Origin of the sequence: Burkholderia seminalis, assembly GCF_001718535.1 — a bacterium.
GTDB lineage: Bacteria > Pseudomonadota > Gammaproteobacteria > Burkholderiales > Burkholderiaceae > Burkholderia > Burkholderia seminalis.
Genome location: NZ_CP013398.1, coordinates 3,120,708 through 3,142,817 on the forward strand (window position 1 = coordinate 3,120,708; position 22,110 = coordinate 3,142,817).

Consider the following 22,110-nt stretch of genomic DNA (forward strand, 5'->3'; position numbering starts at 1 on the left):
AACGCAGAACGGCCCGCCCAGCGCCCCGCCTCTCTCGGCGGGCCTGCCCTCTTCCCGACGTCAGACCATGTTCAGTTTCTTCAAACGATTCAAGAAATCGCAGGAGCCCGATCCGGCGGAATCGCAATCGGCCGACGCGCAGCAAGCGGACGAGCCGTCCGATGCGCCCGCGCCCGTGGCCCCGCCCGCGGCCGACGTGCCGCAGGCACCCGCGCAACCGGCCGCGCCGGCCGTCGTGATGACGGTCACGCCGACCAACGACGGCCGCGACGAGGTCGTCGAGACGGTCGAGATCGTCCCGCCGCCGCTGCAGGACGCGTCCGCGAAGAAGTCGTGGCTCGCGCGCCTGAAAACGGGGCTCGCGAAGACGGGCTCGAGCATCACCGGCGTCTTCGTCAACACGAAGATCGACGAGGATCTGTACGAGGAGCTCGAAACCGCGCTGCTGATGTCCGACGCGGGCGTCGATGCGACCGAGTACCTGCTCGGCGCGCTGCGCGAAAAGGTGCGCACGGGCCGGCTGACCGACCCGCAGCAGGTAAAGGGCGCGCTGCACGACCTGCTCGTCGAACTGCTGACGCCGCTCGAGAAATCGCTGATGCTCGGCCGCGCGCAGCCGCTCGTGATGATGATCGCCGGCGTGAACGGCGCGGGCAAGACGACCAGCATCGGCAAGCTCGCGAAGCATCTGCAGAGCTTCGACCAGTCGGTACTGCTGGCCGCGGGCGATACGTTCCGCGCGGCCGCGCGCGAGCAGCTCGCGGTCTGGGGCGAGCGCAACAACGTGACGGTCGTGCAGCAGGAAAGCGGCGATCCGGCCGCGGTGATCTTCGACGCGGTCAGCGCCGCGCGCGCGCGCAAGATCGACGTGATGATGGCCGATACGGCCGGCCGCCTGCCGACGCAGCTCCACCTGATGGAAGAGCTGAAGAAGGTAAAGCGCGTGATTGCGAAGGCGCACGACGGCGCGCCGCACGAAGTGCTGCTGGTGATTGACGCGAATACCGGCCAGAACGCGCTCACGCAGGTGAAGGCATTCGACGACGCGCTCGGCCTCACGGGCCTGATCGTCACGAAGCTCGACGGCACCGCGAAGGGCGGGATTCTCGCCGCGATCGCGCGGCAACGCCCGGTGCCCGTCTACTTCATCGGCGTCGGCGAAAAGGTCGAGGACCTGCAGCCGTTCAGCGCGGTGGAATTCGCGGACGCGCTGCTCGGCTGACCCTCGCCGGCACGCATCGCACGGGGCGCCTTCGGGCGCCCTTTTTCATGCGCGCCCGCTCGTCACCGGCGGCGCGGCGCGCTCATTCCGCGTCGGGCTGCGCGCCCGGCTCGGCGGCCTTGAACGCGTCGAGCACCGCGGCGTGGTCGGCGATCCGCTGGATCGTCGGGAAGCGCGTGGTATCGATCGAGAAGCGGTTCGCGTTGAACACCTGCGGCACGAGGCACACGTCGGCGAGCGTCGGCGTGTCGCCGAAGCACAGCTTGCCGGTGCGCGGATCGCTCGCGAGACGCGTCTCGAGCGTCTCGAAGCCGGCCTCGATCCAGTGCCGGTACCACGCGCTCTTCGCTTCCTCGGGCACCTTCATCGTGTGCTTCAGGTACTTCAGCACGCGCAGGTTGTTCAGCGGATGGATTTCGCACGCGATCTGCAGCGCGATCGCGCGCACGTATGCGCGATCGACCGGCTGCTTCGGCAGCAGCGCGGGCTCGGGATGGGTTTCCTCGAGATACTCGATGATCGCGAGCGACTGCTGCAGCGTCGCGTCGCCGTCGACCAGCGTCGGCACGACCGCGTCCGGATTCACTGCGCGGTACGCGTCCTTCAGTTGCTCGCCGCCATCGCGCAGCATGTGCACGGGAACATAGTCGAACGGCAGCCGCTTCAGGTTCAGGGCAATCCGCACGCGGTACGACGCGGAACTGCGGAAATAGCTGTAGAGCTTCATGGGATGTCTCTGTTGGTCGTATTCGGCCGGCAACGGCACGGGCGCGGCGCAACCGGCGCGCGCACCGCCGGGACCCAGAGTGTAGCGCGGCACGATGCGCGGCCGCGCCCGTGCGATACTCGGGCATTCCTCACCGCTCACCGCGCGGCCCGATGCCGGCCGCCCGCCCCACGCCCCGATGACCGCTTCCCCCGACACCGCCGCCGCTCCGTTCCCTTGCGCTCGCTTCATCAAGGAAATCGGCCGCGGCCCGAACGGCGCGCGCGCGCTGTCCGCCGAGGACACGTTCGCGCTCTACCGCGCGATGCTCGACGCACGCGTGTCGGACGTCGAACTCGGCGCGATCCTGATCGCCTATCGGCTGAAGGGCGAAACCGCCGACGAACTGGCCGCGATGCTCGCCGCCGCGCAGGCGTCGTTCGAGCCCGTGCACGTGCAGGACGCCGCGTTCCGCCCGGTCGCGATCCCGAGCTACAACGGTGCGCGCAAGCAGCCGAACCTCGTGCCGCTGCTCGCGCTGCTGCTCGCGCGCGAAGGCGTACCGGCGCTCGTGCACGGCGTGGAGCGCGATCCCGGTCGCGTGACGAGCGCGGAGATCTTCTCCGCGCTGTCGCTCGCGCCGTCGGCGTCGCACGATGCGATCGAGGACATGCTGGCCGAGCGCCGCGTCGCGTTCGCACCGATCGGCGTCCTGGCGCCGCGCATCGCCCGCCTGCTGTCGATGCGCAGCGTGCTCGGCGTACGCAACTCGACGCACACGCTCGTGAAGATCCTGCAGCCGTTCGCGCCGGCCGGGCTGCGGCTCGTCAACTACACGCATCCGCCGTACCGCGACAGCCTCGCGCAGCTGTTTCGCGATCATCCGGACGCCGCGCTGGGCGGCGCCCTGCTCGCGCGCGGCACCGAGGGCGAAGCCGTCGCCGACACGCGGCGCCAGGTGCAGGTCGACTGGCTGCACGACGGCGTGTGCGACACGCTGATCGAGGCCGAGCGTTCGTCGACCGATGCGCCGCCCGTCGCGCTGCCCGAAGCGCGCGATGCGGCGACCACGGCCGCGTGGACGGACGCCGTGCTGCGCGGCGAGGTGCCGGTGCCGGACACGGTGGCGCGGCAGGTCGCGACGATCGTGGAGATCGCGCGCATCGCACGCTGACGACGCGGCCGCGACCGGCCCCTTTGTCCCGACCATTTGACACGCGCCCGCATCCTGGCATAGAGTGACTGCCATGCGTTCCTTTCCGAACACCCTCCGAATTACCTCCGGCCGCCTAGCGCGGCCGCTATCGCTACGACTAGCCTAAGGCTGTCGTAGCGCCGTGTGCTGTCCGCACGGTCCCTCCCAGCAGTTCCTCGCAGTACCCCTCTCGCAGTTTTTACAACCGAAGTCGTCAGCATTCGTCCGTCTATCCGTCGGCCGATTCGCGAAGATCATCCGCATCCGCGGCGCAATGGCGCGCGGCGATGCGAGGCAGCGCCAACCGTCGCTCACGCCGCCCGTCTTCGCTCGCGACTTGAGACCCGAGGTCCAGAAGATGCAGCGCAATCCGCAAGACAAGTACCGTCCGTTCGAACCCGTCCGCCTCAATGGCCGCCGCTGGCCGTCCCGCACCATCGAGCGCGCGCCCGTGTGGATGAGCACCGACCTGCGCGACGGCAACCAGTCGCTGATCGAGCCGATGAGCATCGAGCAGAAGCTCGAATTCTTCGAGATGCTGGTGGCGATCGGGTTCAAGGAGATCGAAGTCGGTTTTCCGTCGGCGTCGCAAACCGACTTCGATTTCGTCCGCAAGCTGATCGACGACCAGCGGATTCCCGACGACGTGACGATCGAGGTGCTCGTGCAGTCGCGCGAGGACCTGATCGCCCGCACGTTCGACGCGCTCGAAGGCGTGCCGCGCGCGATCGTGCACCTGTACAACGCGGTGTGCCCGTCGTTCCGCCGCATCGTGTTCGGGATGTCGAAAAACGACGTGAAGGCGCTCGCGATCGACGGCACGCGCATCATCAAGGCACACGCCGACGCGCGCCCCGACACGCAGTGGACCTTCCAGTACTCGCCGGAAACCTTCAGCATGACCGAGCTGACGTTTGCACGCGAGATCTGCGACGCGGTCGCGCAGACGTGGCGCCCGACCCGCGACCACAAGATGATCGTCAACCTGCCGGCCACCGTCGAAGCCGCGAGCCCGAACGTGTTCGCCGACCAGATCGAATGGATGGACCGCAACCTCGCGTATCGCGACAGCATCGTGCTGTCGGTGCATCCGCACAACGACCGCGGCACCGCGGTGGCGGCGGCCGAACTCGCGCTGCTCGCGGGCGCCGACCGCATCGAGGGCTGCCTGTTCGGCAACGGCGAACGCACCGGCAACGTCGATCTCGTCACGCTCGCGCTGAACCTCTACACGCAAGGCATCGACCCGGGCCTCGACTTCTCCGACATCGACGCGGTGCGCCGCGTCGTCGAACGCTGCAACCAGATTCCCGTGCACCCGCGCCACCCGTACGCGGGCGACCTCGTGTTCACCGCGTTCTCGGGCTCGCACCAGGACGCGATCCGCAAGGGTTTCGCGCAGCAACGCCCCGACGCGGTCTGGGAAGTGCCGTACCTGCCGATCGACCCGGCCGACCTCGGCCGCAGCTATGACGCGGTGATCCGCGTGAACAGCCAGTCCGGCAAGGGCGGCGCGACGTTCCTGCTCGAACGCGGGATGGGCTTCACGCCGACGCGGCGCGTGCAGATCGAATTCAGCCACGCGGTGCAGACGCTCGCGGACGCATCCGGCGAGGAAGTGACGGGCGACGCGATCTGCGCGCTGTTCACGCGCGAATTCTTCGAGACCGACGGCCCGGCCGCGCGCCACGGCGGCAGCGCGCGCTGGCAGAACCGCGAGATCGCGGCGGCGCCCGCGGCCGCGACCGAGTCGGCGCCGGAGGACGCCGTGCGACGATTCGCCGCGGCCTTCGCGGCGGCGGCCGGCGCCGCGATCGACGTCGCGTCGTGCGAATCGGTGCGCGCGACGGACGGACGGTTCGCGGTATCGGTCGGCTGCCGGGTCGGCGACGCACCGCGGCGGCACGGCGTCGGCCTGCATGCCGATGCGGCGAGCGCCGCGCTCGACGCGGTCGTCAGTGCGATCAACCGATCGGCGTGGCACTGCACGGACCACCGCGCGGCGGCCTGACGGCCGCGCATCGACCGAGCGTTCAAACGTCAGCGAGCGGAACGACCGCCCGTGCGCCGCGCGATCCGCGCCGCACGGGCCAGCAAAAAGCGGCCCAGAAGGCCGCTCGATTCGGGGGCATGAAAAGGAGCGCGACGCGCGCTCATGTCTCGGTCGCGCACCGCGTCGCCTGCCACGCGAGCAGGCACCAGCGCCCCTGTTCCTCGGTGTGGACGGACGTATAGGCGATCGGGAAGACCAGGCCGCCGTTGTTCGTTTCCATCTCGATCAACGCGCGCCCGGTGACGACGCAGGTTTCGCCGCCGACCGGCAGCACGTCCTGCGACTGGATTTCGATCTGGCGATAGCGGCGGCGGCCGGCGACGATGGCATCGATGAACTGCTGCTTGGTTTCGCGTTTGCCGTTGGTGTGCACGAAGAACACCTTGTCCGACAGCAGCGCGCCGAGCGCCTCGCCGTCCCCGTCCACCATCGCCCGGAACCGATCGCGCTCGAGCGCGCGGATCGCATCGATCACCTTCGCCATCGCCTGACTCCTCGGCAACGCGCCCGCCGTGCGCGGGCGTGCGGATCAGAAGTTGTACTGCACGTAGAACTGGTGGAAATTTATACCAGGATTCGGCTCTTTGATACCCGCGTTAGACACATGTTCAAAACGGTAGCCGACCTGATACTGTTGCCGTTGGCCGAACTGTACGCCGACGCCCCCGGTCGGCGCGAACTGGAACGCGGTCGACAGCGAGAAGTTGTTCGAGATCGTCGGATGGGTCAGGAGCCGGACCCCGCCGCCCGCCTCGATGAACGGGCGAATCTCGCCCGTGCTCTTGATGAAGCGGAACAACGGCGTCACGCCGAATTCGCCGATGCTGCCGTGGACGTTGCCGCCCGTGTGCCAGTATCCGGCGTGCCCTTCGACGACGAACGCGAAGTGCCAGCCGCCGACCTGCCACCAGTTCCAGCCCGGATCCCACACGACGCCCAGGTCGCCCTTGTCGATCCCGCGCCGATCCGAAAACCCGCCGCCCGCCTGGATCCCCCATCGATCCGCGAACGCCGCACCCGATCCGCCCAGCAGGGACGCCGCCAGCAACGCATGCAGCGCAAGCCGGCTGCGGGGCCGGCGATTCTTCTTATTGTTCATCTGACACTCCAACTTTTTGGGTTGAATGGAGCCTGCCGCGACGGCCTGGCCCGAGCGAACTGAATGGTATGGTAAAGGACTTTTCGGATCGGCATCACGAAGCGAAATGGCTTGCTTCCAAAACGGCAAAAATCGAAATCGTCTACTGATTACCATCAGAAACAACGGTTTACGGAACTTCGCGTCGCGCCCCGGGTCGCAGATTAGACTATCGATTCGACTTCTTCGATAGAAAAACGGGAACTCGGATGCCCACGTCCGCTCTAAGGATTAGCACTCGTCTTCCGGGAGTGCTAAGATGGCCCACGGAATCTCATTCGAGACCGGGGGTTTGTCCCTGATTCCAAAGGAGTTTTTAGTGAGCAACGCCCTGACCCTCCCGAACACCCTGAGCCCGACGCCGGCCAAGGCCGAATCGGCAGGCTCGCTGGCGCTCGCAGCCCAATCGATGTTGCCCGGCCAGCTCGGTAACATCGACGCGTACATCCAGGCCGTCAACCGCATTCCGCTGCTGACCGCCGAAGAGGAACGCCGGTACGCAACCGAATTCCGCGAGGACAACAACCTCGACTCGGCGCGCCGCCTCGTGCTGTCGCACCTGCGTCTGGTCGTGTCGGTCGCACGCAACTATCTCGGCTACGGCCTGCCGCACGGCGACCTGATCCAGGAAGGCAACATCGGCCTGATGAAGGCGGTGAAGCGTTTCGACCCGGCGCAAAACGTGCGCCTGGTGTCGTACGCGATCCACTGGATCAAGGCCGAGATCCACGAGTACATCCTGCGCAACTGGCGCATGGTGAAGGTCGCGACGACGAAGGCGCAGCGCAAGCTGTTCTTCAACCTGCGCAGCCACAAGAAGTCCATGCAGGCGATGACGCCCGAGGAAATCGACGGTCTCGCGCAGGAACTCAACGTCAAGCGCGAAGACGTGACCGAGATGGAAACGCGCCTGTCGGGCGGCGATATCGCGCTCGAAGGGCAGGTGGAAGACGGCGAGGAATCGTACGCGCCGATCGCCTACCTGGCCGACTCGCACAACGAGCCGACCGCCGTGCTCGCCGCGCGTCAGCGCGACATGCTGCAGACGGACGGCATCGCGCAGGCGCTCGAGGCACTCGACGCGCGCAGCCGCCGCATCATCGAGGCGCGCTGGCTGCACGTCGACGACGACGGCTCGGGCGGCTCGACGCTGCACGATCTCGCCGCCGAATTCGGCGTGTCCGCGGAACGCATCCGCCAGATCGAAGCGAGCGCAATGAAAAAGATGCGCACGGCCCTCGCCGAATACGCGTAAATCCCCGGCGCTCGAGCGCGCCTCGTCGAAAACCGCTGCCCGACCGGCAGCGGTTTTTTTTCGCCCGTCTTTTTCGCGGACTTTCACGCGCTTCCGCATGCGCTTCTCTTCCCGCTTCTCTTCCCGCTTCTCTTCCCGTTTCTCCGCTCGTTTCTCCGCTCGTTTCCCTTCCCGTTTCTCCGCCGATTAATTGAGCTGATTCATCAGGTATTCGGCCATTTGCGGGCCCCTTCCGCATAACCTTGATCTGCCTCAACTTTTGCCCCCCGTTTCGCGACGGTCTGCCGCAGCGCAGCACTCGGCATCGGAAAGCAGTCCTTTTAAAATTGGCATGTCAGGCGCAAAAGGATTAAAACAGCTTCACGGCCGTCATAAATCCGACGTAAAGTCGCCCCAAATCCGACGTAAATCGATTCAGGATAATCACCTTGATCTCGATCAATAAAGAGCCTGCGCCGCCTTCCCCGCGGCCGCCCGGCACGATCGGCTGGCGCGCGCGCATCGCCGCGTGGGCACGCGGACCGACCCTCGCCCGCGACATCACCCTGGTGCTGATCGTCAAGCTGATCCTCCTGATGTCGCTCAAATACGCATTCTTCAATCATCCGCAGGCCGAGCACATGTCGCTTCCGCCTGCCGCCGTCGCCGAGAAGCTGCTCTCGGTACCGGCGCCTGCATCTACCGAGGGAGACCACCATGATAAGTAGCGATGTCGTCGATCTGTCACGTCTGCAGTTCGGCATCACGGCGCTCTACCACTTCCTGTTCGTGCCGCTGACGCTCGGCCTGTCCTGGCTGCTCGTCATCATGGAAGCGGTCTACGTGATGACCGGCAAGCAGGTCTACAAGGACATGACGCAGTTCTGGGGCAAGCTGTTCGGAATCAACTTCGCGATGGGCGTGACGACCGGCATCACGCTCGAATTCCAGTTCGGCACGAACTGGTCGTACTACTCGCACTACGTCGGCGACATCTTCGGCGTGCCGCTCGCGGTCGAGGGGCTGATGGCGTTCTTCCTCGAATCGACCTTCGTCGGCCTGTTCTTCTTCGGCTGGAACCGCCTGTCGAAGGTCAAGCACCTGATCGTCACGTTCCTCGTCGCGCTGGGCTCGAACCTGTCCGCGCTGTGGATCCTCGTCGCGAACGGCTGGATGAACAACCCGGTCGGCGCCGAGTTCAACTACCAGACGATGCGCATGGAGCTGACCAGCCTGTTCGACGTGCTGTTCAACCCGGTCGCGCAGGTGAAGTTCGTGCATACGGTGTCGGCCGGCTACGTGACGGCCGCGATGTTCGTGCTCGGCGTGTCGTCGTGGTACCTGCTGAAGAAGCGCGACGTCGACTTCGCGCTGCGCTCGTTCGCGGTCGCGGCCGGCTTCGGCCTCGCGGCGACGCTGTGCGTGATCGTGCTCGGTGACGAATCGGGCTACACGACCGGCGAAGTGCAGAAGATGAAGCTCGCCGCGATCGAATCCGAATGGGAAACGCAGCCGGCGCCCGCGTCGTTCACGCTGATCGGCATTCCGAACCAGGAAGAACAGCGCACCGACTACGCGATCAAGATCCCGTACGCGCTCGGCCTGATCGCGACGCGCTCGATCGACGAGCCCGTGATCGGCCTGCGCGATCTCGCGAAGCACAGCGAGGAGCACATCCAGAGCGGGATGATCGCGTACGGCGCGCTGCAGAAGCTGAAGGAAGGCGACACGAGCGCGGCCACGCGCGCGTTGTTCGACCAGCACAAGCAGTATCTCGGCTACGGGCTGATGCTCAAGCAGTTCACGCCGAACGTCGTCGATGCGACGCCGGAGCAGATCAAGGCCGCCGCGAAGAAGACGATTCCGCCGGTCGCGCCCGTGTTCTTCTCGTTCCGGATCATGGTGTTCCTCGGCTTCCTGTTCCTCGCGACCTTCGTCGCCGCGTTCTGGTTCTGCGCGCGCCGCGAACTGCTGCAGGACAACCGCCGCTGGTTCCTCCGCTATGCGGTGTGGGCGATCCCGCTGCCGTGGCTGGCCGCGGAATTCGGCTGGGTGGTCGCCGAGCTCGGCCGCCAGCCGTGGACGATCGCGGGCATCCTGCCGACGCACCTGTCCGCGTCGAGCCTGCAGCCGAGCGACCTGTACCTGAGTCTCGCGGGTTTCATCCTGTTCTACACCGTCCTGTTCGTCATCGAGATCACGCTGATGTTCAAGTACGCGCGCCTCGGCCCGTCGTCGCTGCATACCGGCCGTTATCACCACGAACTCGCGGCCGCCAGCGAGCGCGCCCCGGCGTGAGCACGCACCCGAAACGGAACAAGGAATCGCTATGGACTATGCAACTCTCAAGCTGATCTGGTGGCTGCTCGTCGGCGTGCTGCTGATCGGCTTCGCCGTCACCGACGGCTTCGACATGGGCGCGACCGCGCTGCTGCCGTTCCTCGGCAAGACCGACGACGAGCGCCGCATCATCGTCAACACCGTCGGCGCGACCTGGGAAGGCAACCAGGTGTGGCTGATCACGGCGGGCGGCGCGATGTTCGCCGCCTGGCCGCTCGTCTACGCGGCGTCGTTCTCCGGCTTCTACTTCGCGATGCTGCTCGTGCTGTTCGCGCTGTTCTTCCGGCCGGTGGGCTTCGACTACCGCAGCAAGCGGCCCGACCCGCGCTGGCGTGCCGGCTGGGACTGGGGCCTGTTCGTCGGCGGCTTCGTGCCGGCGCTCGTGTTCGGCGTCGCGTTCGGCAACCTGCTGCAGGGCGTGCCGTTCAAGTTCGACAGCGACCTGCGCGTGACCTACTACGGCGGCTTCTGGGCGCTGCTGAACCCGTTCGCGCTGCTGTGCGGGCTCGTCAGCCTCACGATGCTCGTCGCGCACGGCGCCGCGTTCATCAAGATGAAGACCGACGGCGTGATCGCGCGCCGCGCCTCGATCGCGCTGCGCGTGGCGTCGTTGCTCGCGGTCGTGCTGTTCGTGCTGGCCGGCGTGCTGGTCGCGTCGACCATCGGCGGCTTCCACATCACGCATGCCGCGCCGACCGACACCGTCGCGAACCCGCTGCTCAAGGATGTCGCCGCCGGCTCGGGCCTGTGGCTCGCGAACTACGGCGAATTCCCGTGGATGATCGCCGCCCCCGTGGTCGGCATCGCGGGCGGCCTGCTCGCGCTGCTGCTCGCCGGCTCGAAGCAGGAGAAGACGGCCTTCTTCTGCACGGGGCTGATGATCACCGGCGTGATCCTGACCGCGGGCTTCTCGATGTTCCCGTTCATCATGCCGTCGTCGCTCGACCCGCGCAGCAGCCTGACCGTGTGGGATTCGACGTCGAGCCACCTGACGCTGCAGGTGATGCTGTTCGCGGTGATCGTGTTCCTGCCGATCATCCTGCTCTACACGAGCTGGGTGTATCGCGTGATGCGCGGCAAGGTCACGCGCCAGACGCTCGAAGAGAACAAGCACTCGATGTATTGAAGAACCGGGCCGGGGCGCGCCGCGCCCTCGCCCATCGTTTCGCAAGGAGTCGGATCATGTGGTATTTCAGCTGGATTCTCGGTATCGGCGTCGCGCTGTCGTTCGGCATCGTCAACGCGATGTGGCTCGAAGCACGGCAGAAGGCGCAGGAAGCACCCGTGCGCGCCCGCCGCGACTGATGCCCGCCTGACCCGCGTGCGGCCGATCGCGCCGCCGCCGTCCGGAACGAACCTCGCATCACGCGAGGTTTTTTTCGTCCCGCCCCCGCCGGACGGGCGCCGTGCATCGATGCCAATTTAGCGCCAGATTGATACCACTTGAATACCAATAAAAGGTTTCATAAGATCGTTGGACACGGCCGCTGACAGGCCGATTCCTTCTTGGGTGGGGGAGACATGCGAATCCCGTGTGGGGCGCGCGCGTGCGCGCCGTGTCGACGTCCGCGTGCGGCGGCGGCGCCCGTCGTGCTCGCGCGCGGCGGCCCGAATCCGGCCGGCCGCGCTCGACTCGCCGCCGCGGCAATGGCGGCGCGCCGCCGATGACCCCACGCACACCGCCGCGCCGATCCGATCGGCACGCGTGCCCGCCTCCCGTTCCGTAACGCACGCCCCCGCGTGCAGATTGCGCGTGGTGCGGCCGCATCGCCCCGCGTGCTGGTATCGCCCGCAGCTCCACTGAAAGACCCGATCGCAGCGACGTCGTCCCACGACGCCGCTACGCCTACTTTTTAGGAGTTCGAATGAAAAACATCTTGTCGTCCCTTCTTGCGAGCCTGCCGATCGCGGTGCTGTCGCCGGCCGCGATCGCGGCTCAACCGGCGCCGGCCACCGCCGGCACGACCGTCGGCACCGCGCCAGCCGCCGCGCGAGCGGCCAGTCTCGCGACGCTGCTGTCGAACGGCCTCGCGCTGCGCGTCGCCGTCGACAACAATCACGCGGCCACGGCCGGCGTGCCGTGCGCCGATCTCGGCGCGGACGGCGCGGCCTGCGCGACGGGCCGCCTGATCCTGCAGAACCGTGGCCACCAGGCGATCGCCGACGGCGGCTGGAAGCTCTATCTGCACAGCATCCGCCGGCTGCTGCGGATCGACCGCCCGGGCTTCGCGCTGCGGCGGCTCACCGGCGACCTGTACGAACTGACGCCGCAGCCGGGCTCGGTGCGGCTCGCGCCCGGCGAGCGCATCGAGCTGCCGTTCGTCGCCGAGTACTGGCTGCTGCGCTACAGCGACGTGATTCCGCGCCCGTATGTCGTGGTCGACGGCGCGCCGCCGGTCGTGCTGCGCTACAACGACACCGACGACGAGCTGCGCTACGTCGAATCGCTGCCGGCCGACGCGCAGAACAACTCGACCGGCAATGCACCGCCGGTGGCTGCACCGCCGGTGGCTGCACGGCCCGACGCGAGCCGCGCGCTGCCGAGCGTGAAACGCGCACAGCCGCTGCCCGGCACGCTCGAGCTGCGCGGCGTCGAACTCGCGCTGCCGGACCTGGCGGACGCGCAGGTCGCGGCACTGCGCGAACGCGCGGCGACACTCGGGCTCGACGGCGCGCGCACGCCGGTTCGCGGCGCCGTCGCGCCGCGCCGGCTGCCGGCCGACATCGCGACGCCGGGCGGTTACCGGCTCGCGATCGGGCCGCGCGGCGTGCTGATCGAAGGCTACGATCGCGCGGGCCTCTACTACGGCGTGCAAACGCTCTACTCGCTCGTGCCGGCCGGCGGCGGCCCGGTCCCGGCGATGCTCGTCGAGGATGCGCCGCGCTTCACGCACCGCGGGATGCACGTCGACCTCGCGCGCAACTTCAAGCACCCGGCGACGCTGCGCCGCCTGATCGACCAGATGAGCGCGTACAAGCTCAACCGCCTGCACCTGCACCTGTCCGACGACGAAGGCTGGCGCATCGAGATTCCCGGCCTGCCGGAGCTGACCGAAATCGGCGGGCGCCGCTGCCACGACCCGGACGAGACGCGCTGCCTGCTGCCGCAGCTCGGCTCGGGCCCCGACAACCGCTCTGGTGGCGGCTACCTGACGCGCGACGACTACGTGGCGCTCGTGCGCTACGCGGCCGCGCACTTCGTGCAGGTCATCCCCGAGATCGACATGCCCGCGCATGCGCGCGCGGCCGTCGTGACGATGGAGGCGCGCTACCGGCGGCTGCATGCGGCCGGCCGGGACCAGGAAGCGAACGCGTACCGGCTGCTCGATCCGCAGGACACGACGAACCTGACGACCGTGCAGTTCTACGACCGGCGCAGCGACCTGAACCCGTGCGTGCCGGGCGCGCTCAATTTCGCGTCGAAGGTAATCCGCGAGATCGCGGCGATGCATGCGGACGCGCAGGCGCCGCTACGCACCTGGCACTACGGCGGCGACGAAGCGAAGAACATCTTCCTCGGCGGGGGCTTCCAGCCGCTGAACGGCACCGACCCGAACAAGGGGCGCATCGATCTCGCCGCGCAGGACAAGCCGTGGGCGCGCTCGCCCGCGTGCACGGCGCTGCTCCAGCGCGGCGAGATCAAGTCGATCGACGAGTTGCCGACGCGTTTCGCGAAACAGGTGAGCGCGGCCGTCAGCGCGAACGGGATCGACACGATGGCCGCGTGGCAGGACGGCATCAAGCATGCGAACGGGCCGCAGGACTTCAGCACGCGCCACGTGATGGTGTCGCTGTGGGACACGATCTTCTGGGGGGCGTCGGACAACGCGCGCGACCTGAGCGGCAAGGGCTACCTGACGGTGCTCGCGCTGCCCGACTACCTGTACTTCGACTTCCCGTACACGCTCAACCCGCGCGAGCGCGGCTACTACTGGGGCTCGCACGCGACCGACGAGTACAAGGTGTTCTCGCTCGCGCCGGAGAACCTGCCGCAGAACGCCGAAGTGATGGGCGACCGTGACGGCAACCCGTTCGAGGCGACCGGCACGGGCCCCGCGCCGCGCATCGAAGGCATGCAAGGCCAGGCATGGGGCGAGGTGATGCGCAACGACACCTTCCTCGAATACATGGCCTATCCGCGGCTGCTCGCGCTCGCCGAGCGCGCGTGGCACCGGGCCGACTGGGAGCTGCCGTATGCGGCCGGCGTGCGCTTCAAGCGCGGCGACACGCATCACGTCGACACGGCCGCGCTGCAGCGCGACTGGGCCGGTTTCGCGACGCTGCTCACGCAACGCGAATTGCCGAAGCTCGACCGCGCCGGTGTCGGCTACCGGAAGCCGACCTTCACGCTGACGAATCCGTGACCGGCTGAGCCGTCGGGCGCAGCGCGCGGCAGTCGACTGCCACGCGCCGTCGCCCCGCTCCAACGAAAAACGGCTTGCGACACATCGCAAGCCGTTTTTCGTTTTACCGCCCGGCCGAACCCGCATCGCGGGTCGGGCCGGTTTCATCGCATCAGGCCGGCTGCGCGGCCGCCCCGCCGGCCGACGGCGGCAGGCGCGCGCCGAGCTGTTCGGCATAACGTGCGGCCGCGTTGCCGCAGACGATGTGGAACGTGTCGAGCGACACCCACGCGACGTCGAGCGCACCGAGGCGATCGCGATCGACCGCCGACGGATCGCGCACGACGACGCGCAGGCGCGTGGTCGCCACCGCATCGAGCGACGCGACGTTGGTCGCGCCGCCGAACACCGCGAGCCAGCGCGTCGGCTCCGGATCGAGCGGGCCGGCGGCCGCGCCCGTGACGGGCTGCGCGGCGGCGGCCGGCGCGGCCGACGCGGCACCGGTCGCGCCGCTGCCGATCGCGGCACGCATTTCGTCGGCGATGATGTCGGCCTCCGGCCCGATGATCACCTGCACGCTGTTGCCGCCGCGCTTGAGCACGCCGCGCGCGCCGATCGACTTCAGTTCAGGTTCCGAGACCTTCTCCGGATCGACGACGGTCAGGCGCAGGCGCGTCGTGCAGGCGTCGACGACCGACAGGTTGCCCGCGCCGCCGAGCGCGGCGATGTAGCGTTGCGCGCGCGGTGCGGCGGCCGTCGCGGCGGCGCCCGCAGCCGGCGCGACGAAGCCGCCCGACGCGTACGATTCGGCAGCCGCATCGGCCGATGCCGGCTCGCGGCCCGGCGTGGCCATGTTGAACTTGCGGATGAAGAAGCGGAACAGCCCGTAGTACGCGACGCCGTACGCAATGCCGAGCGGGATCGCGATCCAGCCCTTCGTCGACAGCCCGTAGTTCAACACGTAGTCGATCGCGCCGGCCGAGAACGTGAAGCCGAGCTTCACGCCGAGAATCTGGCAGATCGCGAGCGACAGCCCCGTCAGGACCGCGTGGATCACGTACAGCACCGGCGCGAGGAACATGAAGCTGAACTCGATCGGCTCGGTCACGCCGGTCAGGAACGACGTCAGCGCCATCGAGAACAGCAGGCCGCCGACCATCGCGCGGCGTTCCTTGGGCGCTTCGTGCAGCATCGCGAGACACGCCGCCGGCAGGCCGAACATCATGATCGGGAAGAAGCCGGCCATGAAGGTGCCCGCGGTCGGGTCGCCCGCGAAGAAGCGGTGCAGGTCGCCGTGCACGATCTCGCCGCCGGCCGGCGGCGTGAAGTTGCCGAACACGAACCACGCCAGCGAGTTGATGATGTGATGCAGGCCCGTGACGAGCAGCAGGCGGTTCAGGAAGCCGAACACGAACGCACCGATCGCGCCCGCCGTCGTCAACCACTGGCCGGCCGCGTCGATCAGGTGCTGGACCGGCTGCCACACGTACCCGAACACGATGCCGAGCACCACGCACACCAGCCCCGTGATGATCGGCACGAACCGTTTGCCGCCGAAGAATGCGAGGTAGTCCGGCAGCTTGATGTCCTTGTAGCGGTTGTACAGCAGGCCCGCGACGACACCCGCGATGATCCCGGACAGCACGCCCATGTTCAGCTTGGGATCGATGTCCTTCATGATCGCGGTTTCGATCAGGTAGCCGATCGCGCCCGCGAGCGCCGCCACGCCGTTGTTGTCCTTCGCGAACCCGACCGCCACGCCGATCGCGAACAGCAGCGGCAGGTTGTCGAAGATCGCGCCGCCGGCGTCGGCGATCATCTTGATGTTGAACACGTCCGGCTGGCCGAGTCGCAGCAGGATGCCGGCGACCGGCAGTACCGCGATCGGCAGCATCAGTGCCCGGCCCAGGCCCTGTATTTTCAGAAACGGATTCCCGTTCATTCAGTCCTCCAATCCTTGTCTCTTCGTTAATCGTCGTTGCGCTGATTGCTTTCGTCGTCATACGGGCCACGAACCTGCCGCCGACGTTCAGTCGAGCGGCCAGACCTCGCGGCTTGCTGCCCTTACCGCCTGTGCCGAATCGAGCGCGAGCAGGTCCTGCGCGCGCTGACGGCACAACTGGTAATCGAGACGGCGCACACGCGCCTTGATGCCCGGCACCGATACGGGGTCGACCGACAGTTCGGTCACGCCGAGGCCCACCAGGATCGGCACCGCGAGCGGATCGCCGCCGAGCGCGCCGCACACGCCGACCCACTTGCCGTGCTTCGCCGCGCCGCGCACCGCGATGTCGATCAGGCGCAGCACGGCCGGATGCAGGCCGTCGGATTGCGCGGCCAGGTCGGCCTGGCAGCGGTCCATCGCGAGCGTGTACTGGGTCAGGTCGTTGGTGCCGATCGACAGGAAATCCGCGTGCTGCGCGAGCTGGTCGGCCAGCAGCGCGGCCGACGGCACCTCGATCATCACGCCGACCTCGATCGGCTCGGTGCGGCCCTGCGCGCGCGCGAATTCGTCGATGCGCTTGCGCAGCCGCACGAGTTCGCCGGCGTCGGTAACCATCGGCAGCAGGATGCGCACCGCGCCGAACGGCTTCACCGCGAGCAGGCCCTGCAATTGATCGTCGAGCAGGTCGGGGCGCACCTGCGCGAGGCGGATGCCGCGCAGGCCGAGTGCCGGGTTCGGTTCGGGCGGCAGCGTCAGGTAGTCGACTTCCTTGTCCGCGCCGACGTCGAGCGTGCGGATGATCGCGGTGCGGCCCTGCAGCGCGTCGACGATCGACTGGTAGCTCTGCTGGTGTTCGACGACCGTCGGCGCGGCCTGGCGATGGATGAACATCAGCTCGGTGCGCAGCAGGCCGACCGCGTCGGCGCCGTTGTCGACCGCGGTGTTCGCATCGTCGAGCGTCGCGATGTTCGCGGCGACCTCGATCGCGCGGCCGTCGACCGTCGCGGCGGCCGCACCGGCCAGTTGCCGGTTCGCCTCGCGCACGCCGTCCAGGCGCTGGCGTTCGTGCCGCGCGCGCTCGACGTCGAGTGCGGTCGGTGCGTGTTCGAGCCGGCCCGCGCTCGCATCGACGACGACCTGCGTGCCGTCCGGGATCGCGTACAGCGCATCGCCGACCGCGACCAGCGCCGGAATGCCGAGCTGCCGCGCGATGATCGCCGCATGCGACGTCGCGCCGCCGCGCGCCATCACGAGCGCGGTCACGCGCTGGCGATCGAGCGACGACAGGTCGGACGGCGTGAATTCCTCGGCCGCGAGCACGGCCTCGTCGGGCAGCGTACGCGCGGCGCCGTTCGTGTGGCCGAGCGCGCGCAGCACGCGCTTCTCGATGTCGCGCAGGTCGGCCGCGCGTTCGGCGAGCAGCGCGTCGTCGAGCTTCGACAGCGTGTCGATCTGCGTGCGGATCGTCGCGCGCCACGCGAAGCCCGCGCTCTTGCCGAGGCTGATCAGGTCGCGCGCCGCGTCGATCAGCGTCGGATCTTCCAGCAGCACGCGATGCACCGCGAAGATGCCCGCTTCGCCGACCGCGCCGCGCGCCGACGCATTGCGCACCGTTTCGTCGAGCTCGGCATCGACCGCCTTCAGCGCCTGGTCGAGCTGGCGGCTTTCGGTGGCCGGCGTGCCGGCGGCCTGTTCGGGCGGCACGATGTCCGCATCGTCCAGGCGCACCAGCGTGCCGACCGCGATGCCGGGCGCCGCGCACACGCCCGCGAGCGTGTTCGGGTCCAGCGGTGCGCCGGTGCTGCGCGCGATCGTCCGCGGCACGGGCGACGTCATCCGCGCCGGCTTTTCCTCCACTTCGCCGTGCGCTTCGCGCAGCAGCTCGTGCTCGACCGCGTCGACCGCCTGCTGCGCATGCGCGCCGCGGCCGACCAGTTCGACCGTCGCGCCTTCGCCGGCGCCGAGGCCGAGCAGGCCGACGACGCTCGCGATCGATGCCTTGCGGCCGTCGAACAGCACGTCGACGGTCGCGTCGAACCCGCGCACGGCTTCGCGCGCCCGCGCGGCCGGCCGCGCATGCAGGCCGCCCGGCTGCGCCAGCACGATCTCGCGGCGCACTTCGTTCTGCGCCGCCGCACCGGTCTGCGCGGCCTGCACGGCCGCGTCGCCCTTGCCGCGCAACGTGAGCAGCGGCGTCTCGCCGGCCGTCGCGAAGCCGCTCGCGCGCTCGACGACCTCGAACGCGTCGGAGTTCGCGATCGCGATCACCGACACGAGCGAATGCGCGCTGCGCGCCACCGCATCCTGGTCGAATTCGATCAGCAGCGTGCCCGCTTCGACGCGCGCGCCGGCCTCGACGTGCGCGATGAAGCCCTGCCCGTTCAGCTCGACGGTGTCGATGCCGATGTGCAGCAGCACTTCGGCGCCTTGCGGCGTCGTGATCGTCACCGCGTGGCCCGTGCGCGCGAGATGCGACACGACGCCCGCGCACGGTGCGACGAGCCGGCCCGCGAGCGGGTCGATGCCGATGCCGTCGCCGAACATCCCGCCGGAGAACACCGGATCGGGCACGTCGGCCAGCGCGACGATCGGCCCCGTCAAGGGGCTAAGCAGGACGATCTGATCGGGGGTGGGGCTCTTCAACTGGGACTCCTCGGCGCGTCTCATCGGCTGTCTCGGCTATCAGTGCGTTTCGGTGACTTTGTTCAGGTGGCGCGGCGTGTCGGGATTGCGGCCGCGCGCGACGGCGAGATCCGCCGCCATCACGTAGAACGAAAGAATGGCGGCGATCGGGTCGAGCGCCGAATGGGCGGACTGCGCGAGCGGCAGCGTCGCGCCGGGCGTGCCGGCGGGCGCCGCGAGCAGCACGGCGGCGCCGCGGGCGCGCATGTCGTCGACGAGCTGCAGCAGGCCGGCCTGCTCGGGCCCGGGCGGGGCGAACACGAGCAGCGGATAATCGCGGTCGATCAGCTCCATCGGGCCGTGCCGGACTTCGGCGCTCGAGAATGCCTCGGCCTGGATGCCGGAGGTTTCCTTCAGTTTCAACGCGGCTTCCTGCGCGATGGCGAGGCCAAGGCCGCGGCCGATGACGATCATCCGCTCGATACCGGCGAGCGCGGCGACGGCCTGCGACCAGTCGAGCCGGCCGGCCTGCGCGAGCACGTCGGGCAGCCCGCGCAGCGCGGTCATCAGCGCGGCGTCGCGCTGCCAGTAGGCGACGATCTGCGCGGACAGCGACAGCATCGCGATATAGCTCTTGGTCGCGGCGACCGACAGTTCGGGGCCGGCAAGCAACGGCAACTGGTGCTCGCATGCGTCGGCGAGCGGCGACGGCAGCACGTTCACGGCGGCGACGGTGCGTGCGCCGGCTTCGCGCAGCGCGGCCATCGTGTTGACGAGGTCGGGGCTCTTGCCCGACTGGGAGAACGCGATCGCGAGTTGGTCCTGCACCTTCAGCGGCGCCTGCTGCAGCGTCGCGACCGACATCGGCAGCGACGCGACCGGCACGCCGAGGCGGCTCATCGTCAGGCTCGCGAAATAGCTCGCGGCGTGATCCGAGCTGCCGCGCGCGACCGTCAGCGCGACGGCCGGCGGGTAATCGAGCAATTGGCCGGCGAGCGCCTCGACGCGCGTGGTGTCGGCGATCTGCGCGGCGACGACCTGGGCGGACTCGCGCGCTTCCTTAAGCATATTCGACAATCGATTCTCCTTCGACGTAGGTCGCGGTGAGGTTCAGGTCGCGGTCGAACACCGCGAGATCGGCCCATGCGCCGCGCTCGAGGCGGCCGCGATCGGCTACGCCGAGGTAATCGGCCGCGTAGCGCGACATCCGGTTCGACACGTCGGCGATCGGCAGGCCGAGCGACACGAGGTTGCGCAGCGCCTGGTCCATCGTCAGCGTGCTGCCGGCGAGCGTGCCGTCGGCGAGCCGCACGCCGCCGAGGCACTTCGTCACGTGCTGGCTGCCGAGCCGGTATTCGCCGTCGGGCATGCCGGTGGCCGACGTGCTGTCGGTCACGACGTACAGGCGCGGAATCGCGCGCAGCGCGGCCCGAATCGCGCCCGGGTGAACGTGCAGCAGGTCGGGGATGATTTCCGCGTATTCGGCGTGCGCAAGCGCCGCGCCCACGAGGCCCGGGTTGCGGTGATGCAGCGGCGACATCGCGTTGAACAGGTGCGTGAAACCGCACGCGCCGTGCTTGAGCGCGGCGACCGCGTCGTCGTAGGTCGCGAGCGAGTGGCCGAGCTGCACGCGCACGCCGCGCGCGGCCATCTCGCCGATGATCTCGATGTGGCCCGCGATTTCCGGTGCCAGCGTGACCACGCGGATCGGCGCGATCGACAGGTACTTCAGCACTTCGTCGAGCACCGCCGACACGGCCGCGTCGGGCTGCGCGCCGAGCTTGCCGGGGTTGATGTACGGCCCTTCGAGGTGCACGCCGAGCACGCGCGCGCCGCCCGGCGTGCGGGTACGCGCGACGGTGCCGAGGTTCGCGACGACCTGCATCAGTTCGTCGCGCGGCGCGGTCATCGTCGTCGCGAGCAGGCTCGTCGTACCGAATTGCGCGTGCGTGCGCGCGATCGTCTCGATCGCGTCGCCGCCTTCCATCACGTCGGCGCCGCCGCCGCCGTGCACGTGCAGGTCGATGAAGCCGGGCAGGATGTACGGCGCGTCGTTCGTCGCGGGATCGACGGGCGCGCCGTCGAGCGTGGTGATGCGGCCGTTCTCGCTATCGAGCGAACCGTGAATCCAGCCGTCGGGGGTGAGGATGTTGCCAGTCAGCATGACGTTTCTCTTGATGATCTGGTGACGCGGGCGTCCGCGTCGCGATTTGCCAATTCGTTGCGATTCATCGCGCGCGATTGCGTTCCATCGCGATCGCGCGGGATGCGCGCGCAGTCTCGCGCGTCAGCGTTTCAGTTCGGCGACGAAGTCGTAATAGTCGTCGCGGCAATACGTTTCGGTCACTTCGATCGCGCGCTGGTCGGCACCGTAGCCGATGCGCGTGATCACGAGGAGCGCCGCGCCGGGCTTTACCGCCATCCATTTCGCGATCTCGCGCGTCGCGTTCACCGCGCGAAAGTGCTGCAGCGCGCGCACGACGATCATGCCGCGCGCTTCGAGGTATTCGTACAGCGACGCGCCGAGCGCCTGCGGATCGGGCACCACCGCGGCCGGCAGCGTCGAGTGCTCGACGGCCATCACGATGCCGTCCGCGCGGCGCAGCCGTTCGAGCCGCGCCACCGTCGCACCCGGCGCGAGGCCGAGATGCGTGATCTCGTCGCGGCTCGCGGCGCGCAGCCGGCGCGACAGCCACACCGAATCGGGCACGAAGCCGCGCTGCTGCATCTTCGCGGTGAAGCCGACCAGACGCGACAGCGGATCGGCCACGCGCGGCGTGATGAAACTGCCCGCCCCGCGCGCCCGCTTGATCAGCCCCTGCTCGACCAGCAGCGCCAATGCGCGACGCGCCGTGATGCGCGATACGCCGACCGACACCGACAGCAACCGCTCCGACGGCAGCGCCTCGCCGGCCCGCCACGCGCCGCCGTGGATCGCGCTCGCCAGGTTGCGGGCGAGCTGCAGATAGAGCGGCGTGTCGTCGAGGGGATCGGGCGCCAGTTCGGACCAGCCGGTTTCCATGTGCCTCCGGGTGTCGGACGACGATCTCGGACCGTCGAAAGTGAACGCATTATATAACCACCATAATACCAGTCAACGAACTGGTATTAGCATCGCGGAAATCGCCGGAAGCCTTGCCCGACAAGCGTTTTAGTGCCGGCAAAGCCTTTGTTTACAAAGCAGTGCGGGATAGGGATTTACCCGAGGTGGTATGCAAGGGGACAGTTCGAGGGCATGACCCGGCGAGATTTCGGACGCGGATATAAGACCGAAATAGAACCAATTAGTCCAACTGGTATGCACCTGCCGAG

Annotated in this window: 17 protein-coding genes; 9 read left to right on the plus strand and 8 right to left on the minus strand. The window is 68.4% G+C overall.

The annotated features are described in order from the left end of the window. Nucleotides 1–67: 67 nt before the first annotated feature. Nucleotides 68–1,222 carry a signal recognition particle-docking protein FtsY gene (gene ftsY / locus WJ12_RS14130; RefSeq protein ID WP_034189261.1) on the plus strand — a complete coding sequence of 385 codons (1,155 nt, stop codon included), beginning with the start codon at nucleotides 68–70 and terminating at the stop codon, nucleotides 1,220–1,222. An 82-nt stretch (nucleotides 1,223–1,304) separates the two neighbouring features. On the opposite strand, the gene maiA is transcribed toward ftsY, so the two are convergent. Further along, complete coding sequence (gene maiA / locus WJ12_RS14135; RefSeq protein WP_059558739.1) at nucleotides 1,305–1,949, minus strand: maleylacetoacetate isomerase; 645 nt, start codon at nucleotides 1,947–1,949, stop codon at nucleotides 1,305–1,307. 178 nt (nucleotides 1,950–2,127) lie between these two features. Between maiA and ybiB the strand changes: the two genes are divergently transcribed. Both ybiB and leuA read left to right on the plus strand, forming a co-directional pair. Then, the gene (gene ybiB / locus WJ12_RS14140) at nucleotides 2,128–3,102 is read left to right on the plus strand and encodes a DNA-binding protein YbiB (protein ID WP_034189259.1); all 975 of its coding nucleotides are present in this window, start codon (nucleotides 2,128–2,130) and stop codon (nucleotides 3,100–3,102) included. 379 nt (nucleotides 3,103–3,481) lie between these two features. Then, nucleotides 3,482–5,134, plus strand: a complete 1,653-nt coding sequence (gene leuA, locus WJ12_RS14145; protein WP_059558893.1) for a 2-isopropylmalate synthase — start codon at nucleotides 3,482–3,484, stop codon at nucleotides 5,132–5,134. Between the two features lie 142 nt (nucleotides 5,135–5,276). Here leuA and WJ12_RS14150 read toward each other — a convergent pair whose 3' ends face one another. Both WJ12_RS14150 and WJ12_RS14155 read right to left on the minus strand, forming a co-directional pair. Beyond that, complete coding sequence (locus WJ12_RS14150) at nucleotides 5,277–5,660, minus strand: nuclear transport factor 2 family protein (protein WP_034189258.1); 384 nt, start codon at nucleotides 5,658–5,660, stop codon at nucleotides 5,277–5,279. 45 nt (nucleotides 5,661–5,705) lie between these two features. Further along, nucleotides 5,706–6,275: an acyloxyacyl hydrolase gene (locus tag WJ12_RS14155; RefSeq protein ID WP_034189257.1), complete on the minus strand. Its 570-nt coding sequence runs from the start codon at nucleotides 6,273–6,275 to the stop codon at nucleotides 5,706–5,708. 358 nt (nucleotides 6,276–6,633) lie between these two features. Between WJ12_RS14155 and rpoH the strand changes: the two genes are divergently transcribed. The 6 genes from rpoH (at nucleotide 6,634) to WJ12_RS14185 (ending at nucleotide 14,252) form a co-directional block, all read left to right on the plus strand. Next, entirely contained in the window at nucleotides 6,634–7,569 is a 936-nt protein-coding gene (gene rpoH / locus WJ12_RS14160) for an RNA polymerase sigma factor RpoH (protein ID WP_034189256.1), read from the plus strand. Nucleotides 7,570–7,997: 428 nt separating this feature from the next. Next, nucleotides 7,998–8,276 carry a cytochrome oxidase putative small subunit CydP gene (gene cydP, locus WJ12_RS14165; RefSeq protein WP_034189255.1) on the plus strand — a complete coding sequence of 93 codons (279 nt, stop codon included), beginning with the start codon at nucleotides 7,998–8,000 and terminating at the stop codon, nucleotides 8,274–8,276. Continuing rightward, nucleotides 8,266–9,846: a cytochrome ubiquinol oxidase subunit I gene (locus tag WJ12_RS14170; protein ID WP_034189254.1), complete on the plus strand. Its 1,581-nt coding sequence runs from the start codon at nucleotides 8,266–8,268 to the stop codon at nucleotides 9,844–9,846. The genes cydP and WJ12_RS14170 overlap by 11 nt, the downstream gene beginning before the upstream one ends. Nucleotides 9,847–9,877: 31 nt before the next feature. Then, nucleotides 9,878–11,014, plus strand: coding sequence for a cytochrome d ubiquinol oxidase subunit II (gene cydB, locus WJ12_RS14175; RefSeq protein WP_034189253.1), 1,137 nt, complete (start codon nucleotides 9,878–9,880; stop codon nucleotides 11,012–11,014). Between the two features lie 56 nt (nucleotides 11,015–11,070). Next, nucleotides 11,071–11,193, plus strand: a complete 123-nt coding sequence (cydX, locus tag WJ12_RS14180) for a cytochrome bd-I oxidase subunit CydX (protein WP_059233151.1) — start codon at nucleotides 11,071–11,073, stop codon at nucleotides 11,191–11,193. Between the two features lie 560 nt (nucleotides 11,194–11,753). Continuing rightward, a complete protein-coding gene (locus WJ12_RS14185) occupies nucleotides 11,754–14,252 on the plus strand; it encodes a family 20 glycosylhydrolase (RefSeq protein ID WP_059558742.1) in 2,499 nt (832 codons plus the stop codon). A 151-nt stretch (nucleotides 14,253–14,403) separates the two neighbouring features. On the opposite strand, the gene nagE is transcribed toward WJ12_RS14185, so the two are convergent. From nagE to WJ12_RS14210, 5 genes are all read right to left on the minus strand, one after another. Beyond that, nucleotides 14,404–16,173, minus strand: coding sequence for an N-acetylglucosamine-specific PTS transporter subunit IIBC (nagE, locus tag WJ12_RS14190; RefSeq protein ID WP_059558745.1), 1,770 nt, complete (start codon nucleotides 16,171–16,173; stop codon nucleotides 14,404–14,406). Between the two features lie 87 nt (nucleotides 16,174–16,260). Next, a complete protein-coding gene (gene ptsP / locus WJ12_RS14195; RefSeq protein WP_059558748.1) occupies nucleotides 16,261–18,843 on the minus strand; it encodes a phosphoenolpyruvate--protein phosphotransferase in 2,583 nt (860 codons plus the stop codon). A gap of 15 nt (nucleotides 18,844–18,858) precedes the next feature. Further along, the gene (locus tag WJ12_RS14200) at nucleotides 18,859–19,866 is read right to left on the minus strand and encodes an SIS domain-containing protein (RefSeq protein WP_059558750.1); all 1,008 of its coding nucleotides are present in this window, start codon (nucleotides 19,864–19,866) and stop codon (nucleotides 18,859–18,861) included. Then, nucleotides 19,859–20,962, minus strand: a complete 1,104-nt coding sequence (nagA, locus tag WJ12_RS14205; RefSeq protein ID WP_034189247.1) for an N-acetylglucosamine-6-phosphate deacetylase — start codon at nucleotides 20,960–20,962, stop codon at nucleotides 19,859–19,861. The genes WJ12_RS14200 and nagA overlap by 8 nt, the downstream gene beginning before the upstream one ends. A gap of 123 nt (nucleotides 20,963–21,085) precedes the next feature. Further along, nucleotides 21,086–21,820, minus strand: coding sequence for a GntR family transcriptional regulator (locus WJ12_RS14210; protein WP_034189246.1), 735 nt, complete (start codon nucleotides 21,818–21,820; stop codon nucleotides 21,086–21,088). Between the last annotated feature and the right edge of the window lie 290 nt (nucleotides 21,821–22,110).

Coding starts and splice junctions, on each gene's coding strand:
- ftsY (WP_034189261.1), top strand. CDS start 68: ATGTTCAGTTTCTTCAAACGATTCAAGAAATCGCAGGAGCCCGATCCG.
- maiA (WP_059558739.1), bottom strand. CDS start 1,949: ATGAAGCTCTACAGCTATTTCCGCAGTTCCGCGTCGTACCGCGTGCGG.
- ybiB (WP_034189259.1), top strand. CDS start 2,128: ATGACCGCTTCCCCCGACACCGCCGCCGCTCCGTTCCCTTGCGCTCGC.
- leuA (WP_059558893.1), top strand. CDS start 3,482: ATGCAGCGCAATCCGCAAGACAAGTACCGTCCGTTCGAACCCGTCCGC.
- WJ12_RS14150 (WP_034189258.1), bottom strand. CDS start 5,660: ATGGCGAAGGTGATCGATGCGATCCGCGCGCTCGAGCGCGATCGGTTC.
- WJ12_RS14155 (WP_034189257.1), bottom strand. CDS start 6,275: ATGAACAATAAGAAGAATCGCCGGCCCCGCAGCCGGCTTGCGCTGCAT.
- WJ12_RS14170 (WP_034189254.1), top strand. CDS start 8,266: ATGATAAGTAGCGATGTCGTCGATCTGTCACGTCTGCAGTTCGGCATC.
- cydB (WP_034189253.1), top strand. CDS start 9,878: ATGGACTATGCAACTCTCAAGCTGATCTGGTGGCTGCTCGTCGGCGTG.
- cydX (WP_059233151.1), top strand. CDS start 11,071: ATGTGGTATTTCAGCTGGATTCTCGGTATCGGCGTCGCGCTGTCGTTC.
- WJ12_RS14185 (WP_059558742.1), top strand. CDS start 11,754: ATGAAAAACATCTTGTCGTCCCTTCTTGCGAGCCTGCCGATCGCGGTG.
- nagE (WP_059558745.1), bottom strand. CDS start 16,173: ATGAACGGGAATCCGTTTCTGAAAATACAGGGCCTGGGCCGGGCACTG.
- ptsP (WP_059558748.1), bottom strand. CDS start 18,843: ATGAGACGCGCCGAGGAGTCCCAGTTGAAGAGCCCCACCCCCGATCAG.
- WJ12_RS14200 (WP_059558750.1), bottom strand. CDS start 19,866: ATGCTTAAGGAAGCGCGCGAGTCCGCCCAGGTCGTCGCCGCGCAGATC.
- nagA (WP_034189247.1), bottom strand. CDS start 20,962: ATGCTGACTGGCAACATCCTCACCCCCGACGGCTGGATTCACGGTTCG.
- WJ12_RS14210 (WP_034189246.1), bottom strand. CDS start 21,820: ATGGAAACCGGCTGGTCCGAACTGGCGCCCGATCCCCTCGACGACACG.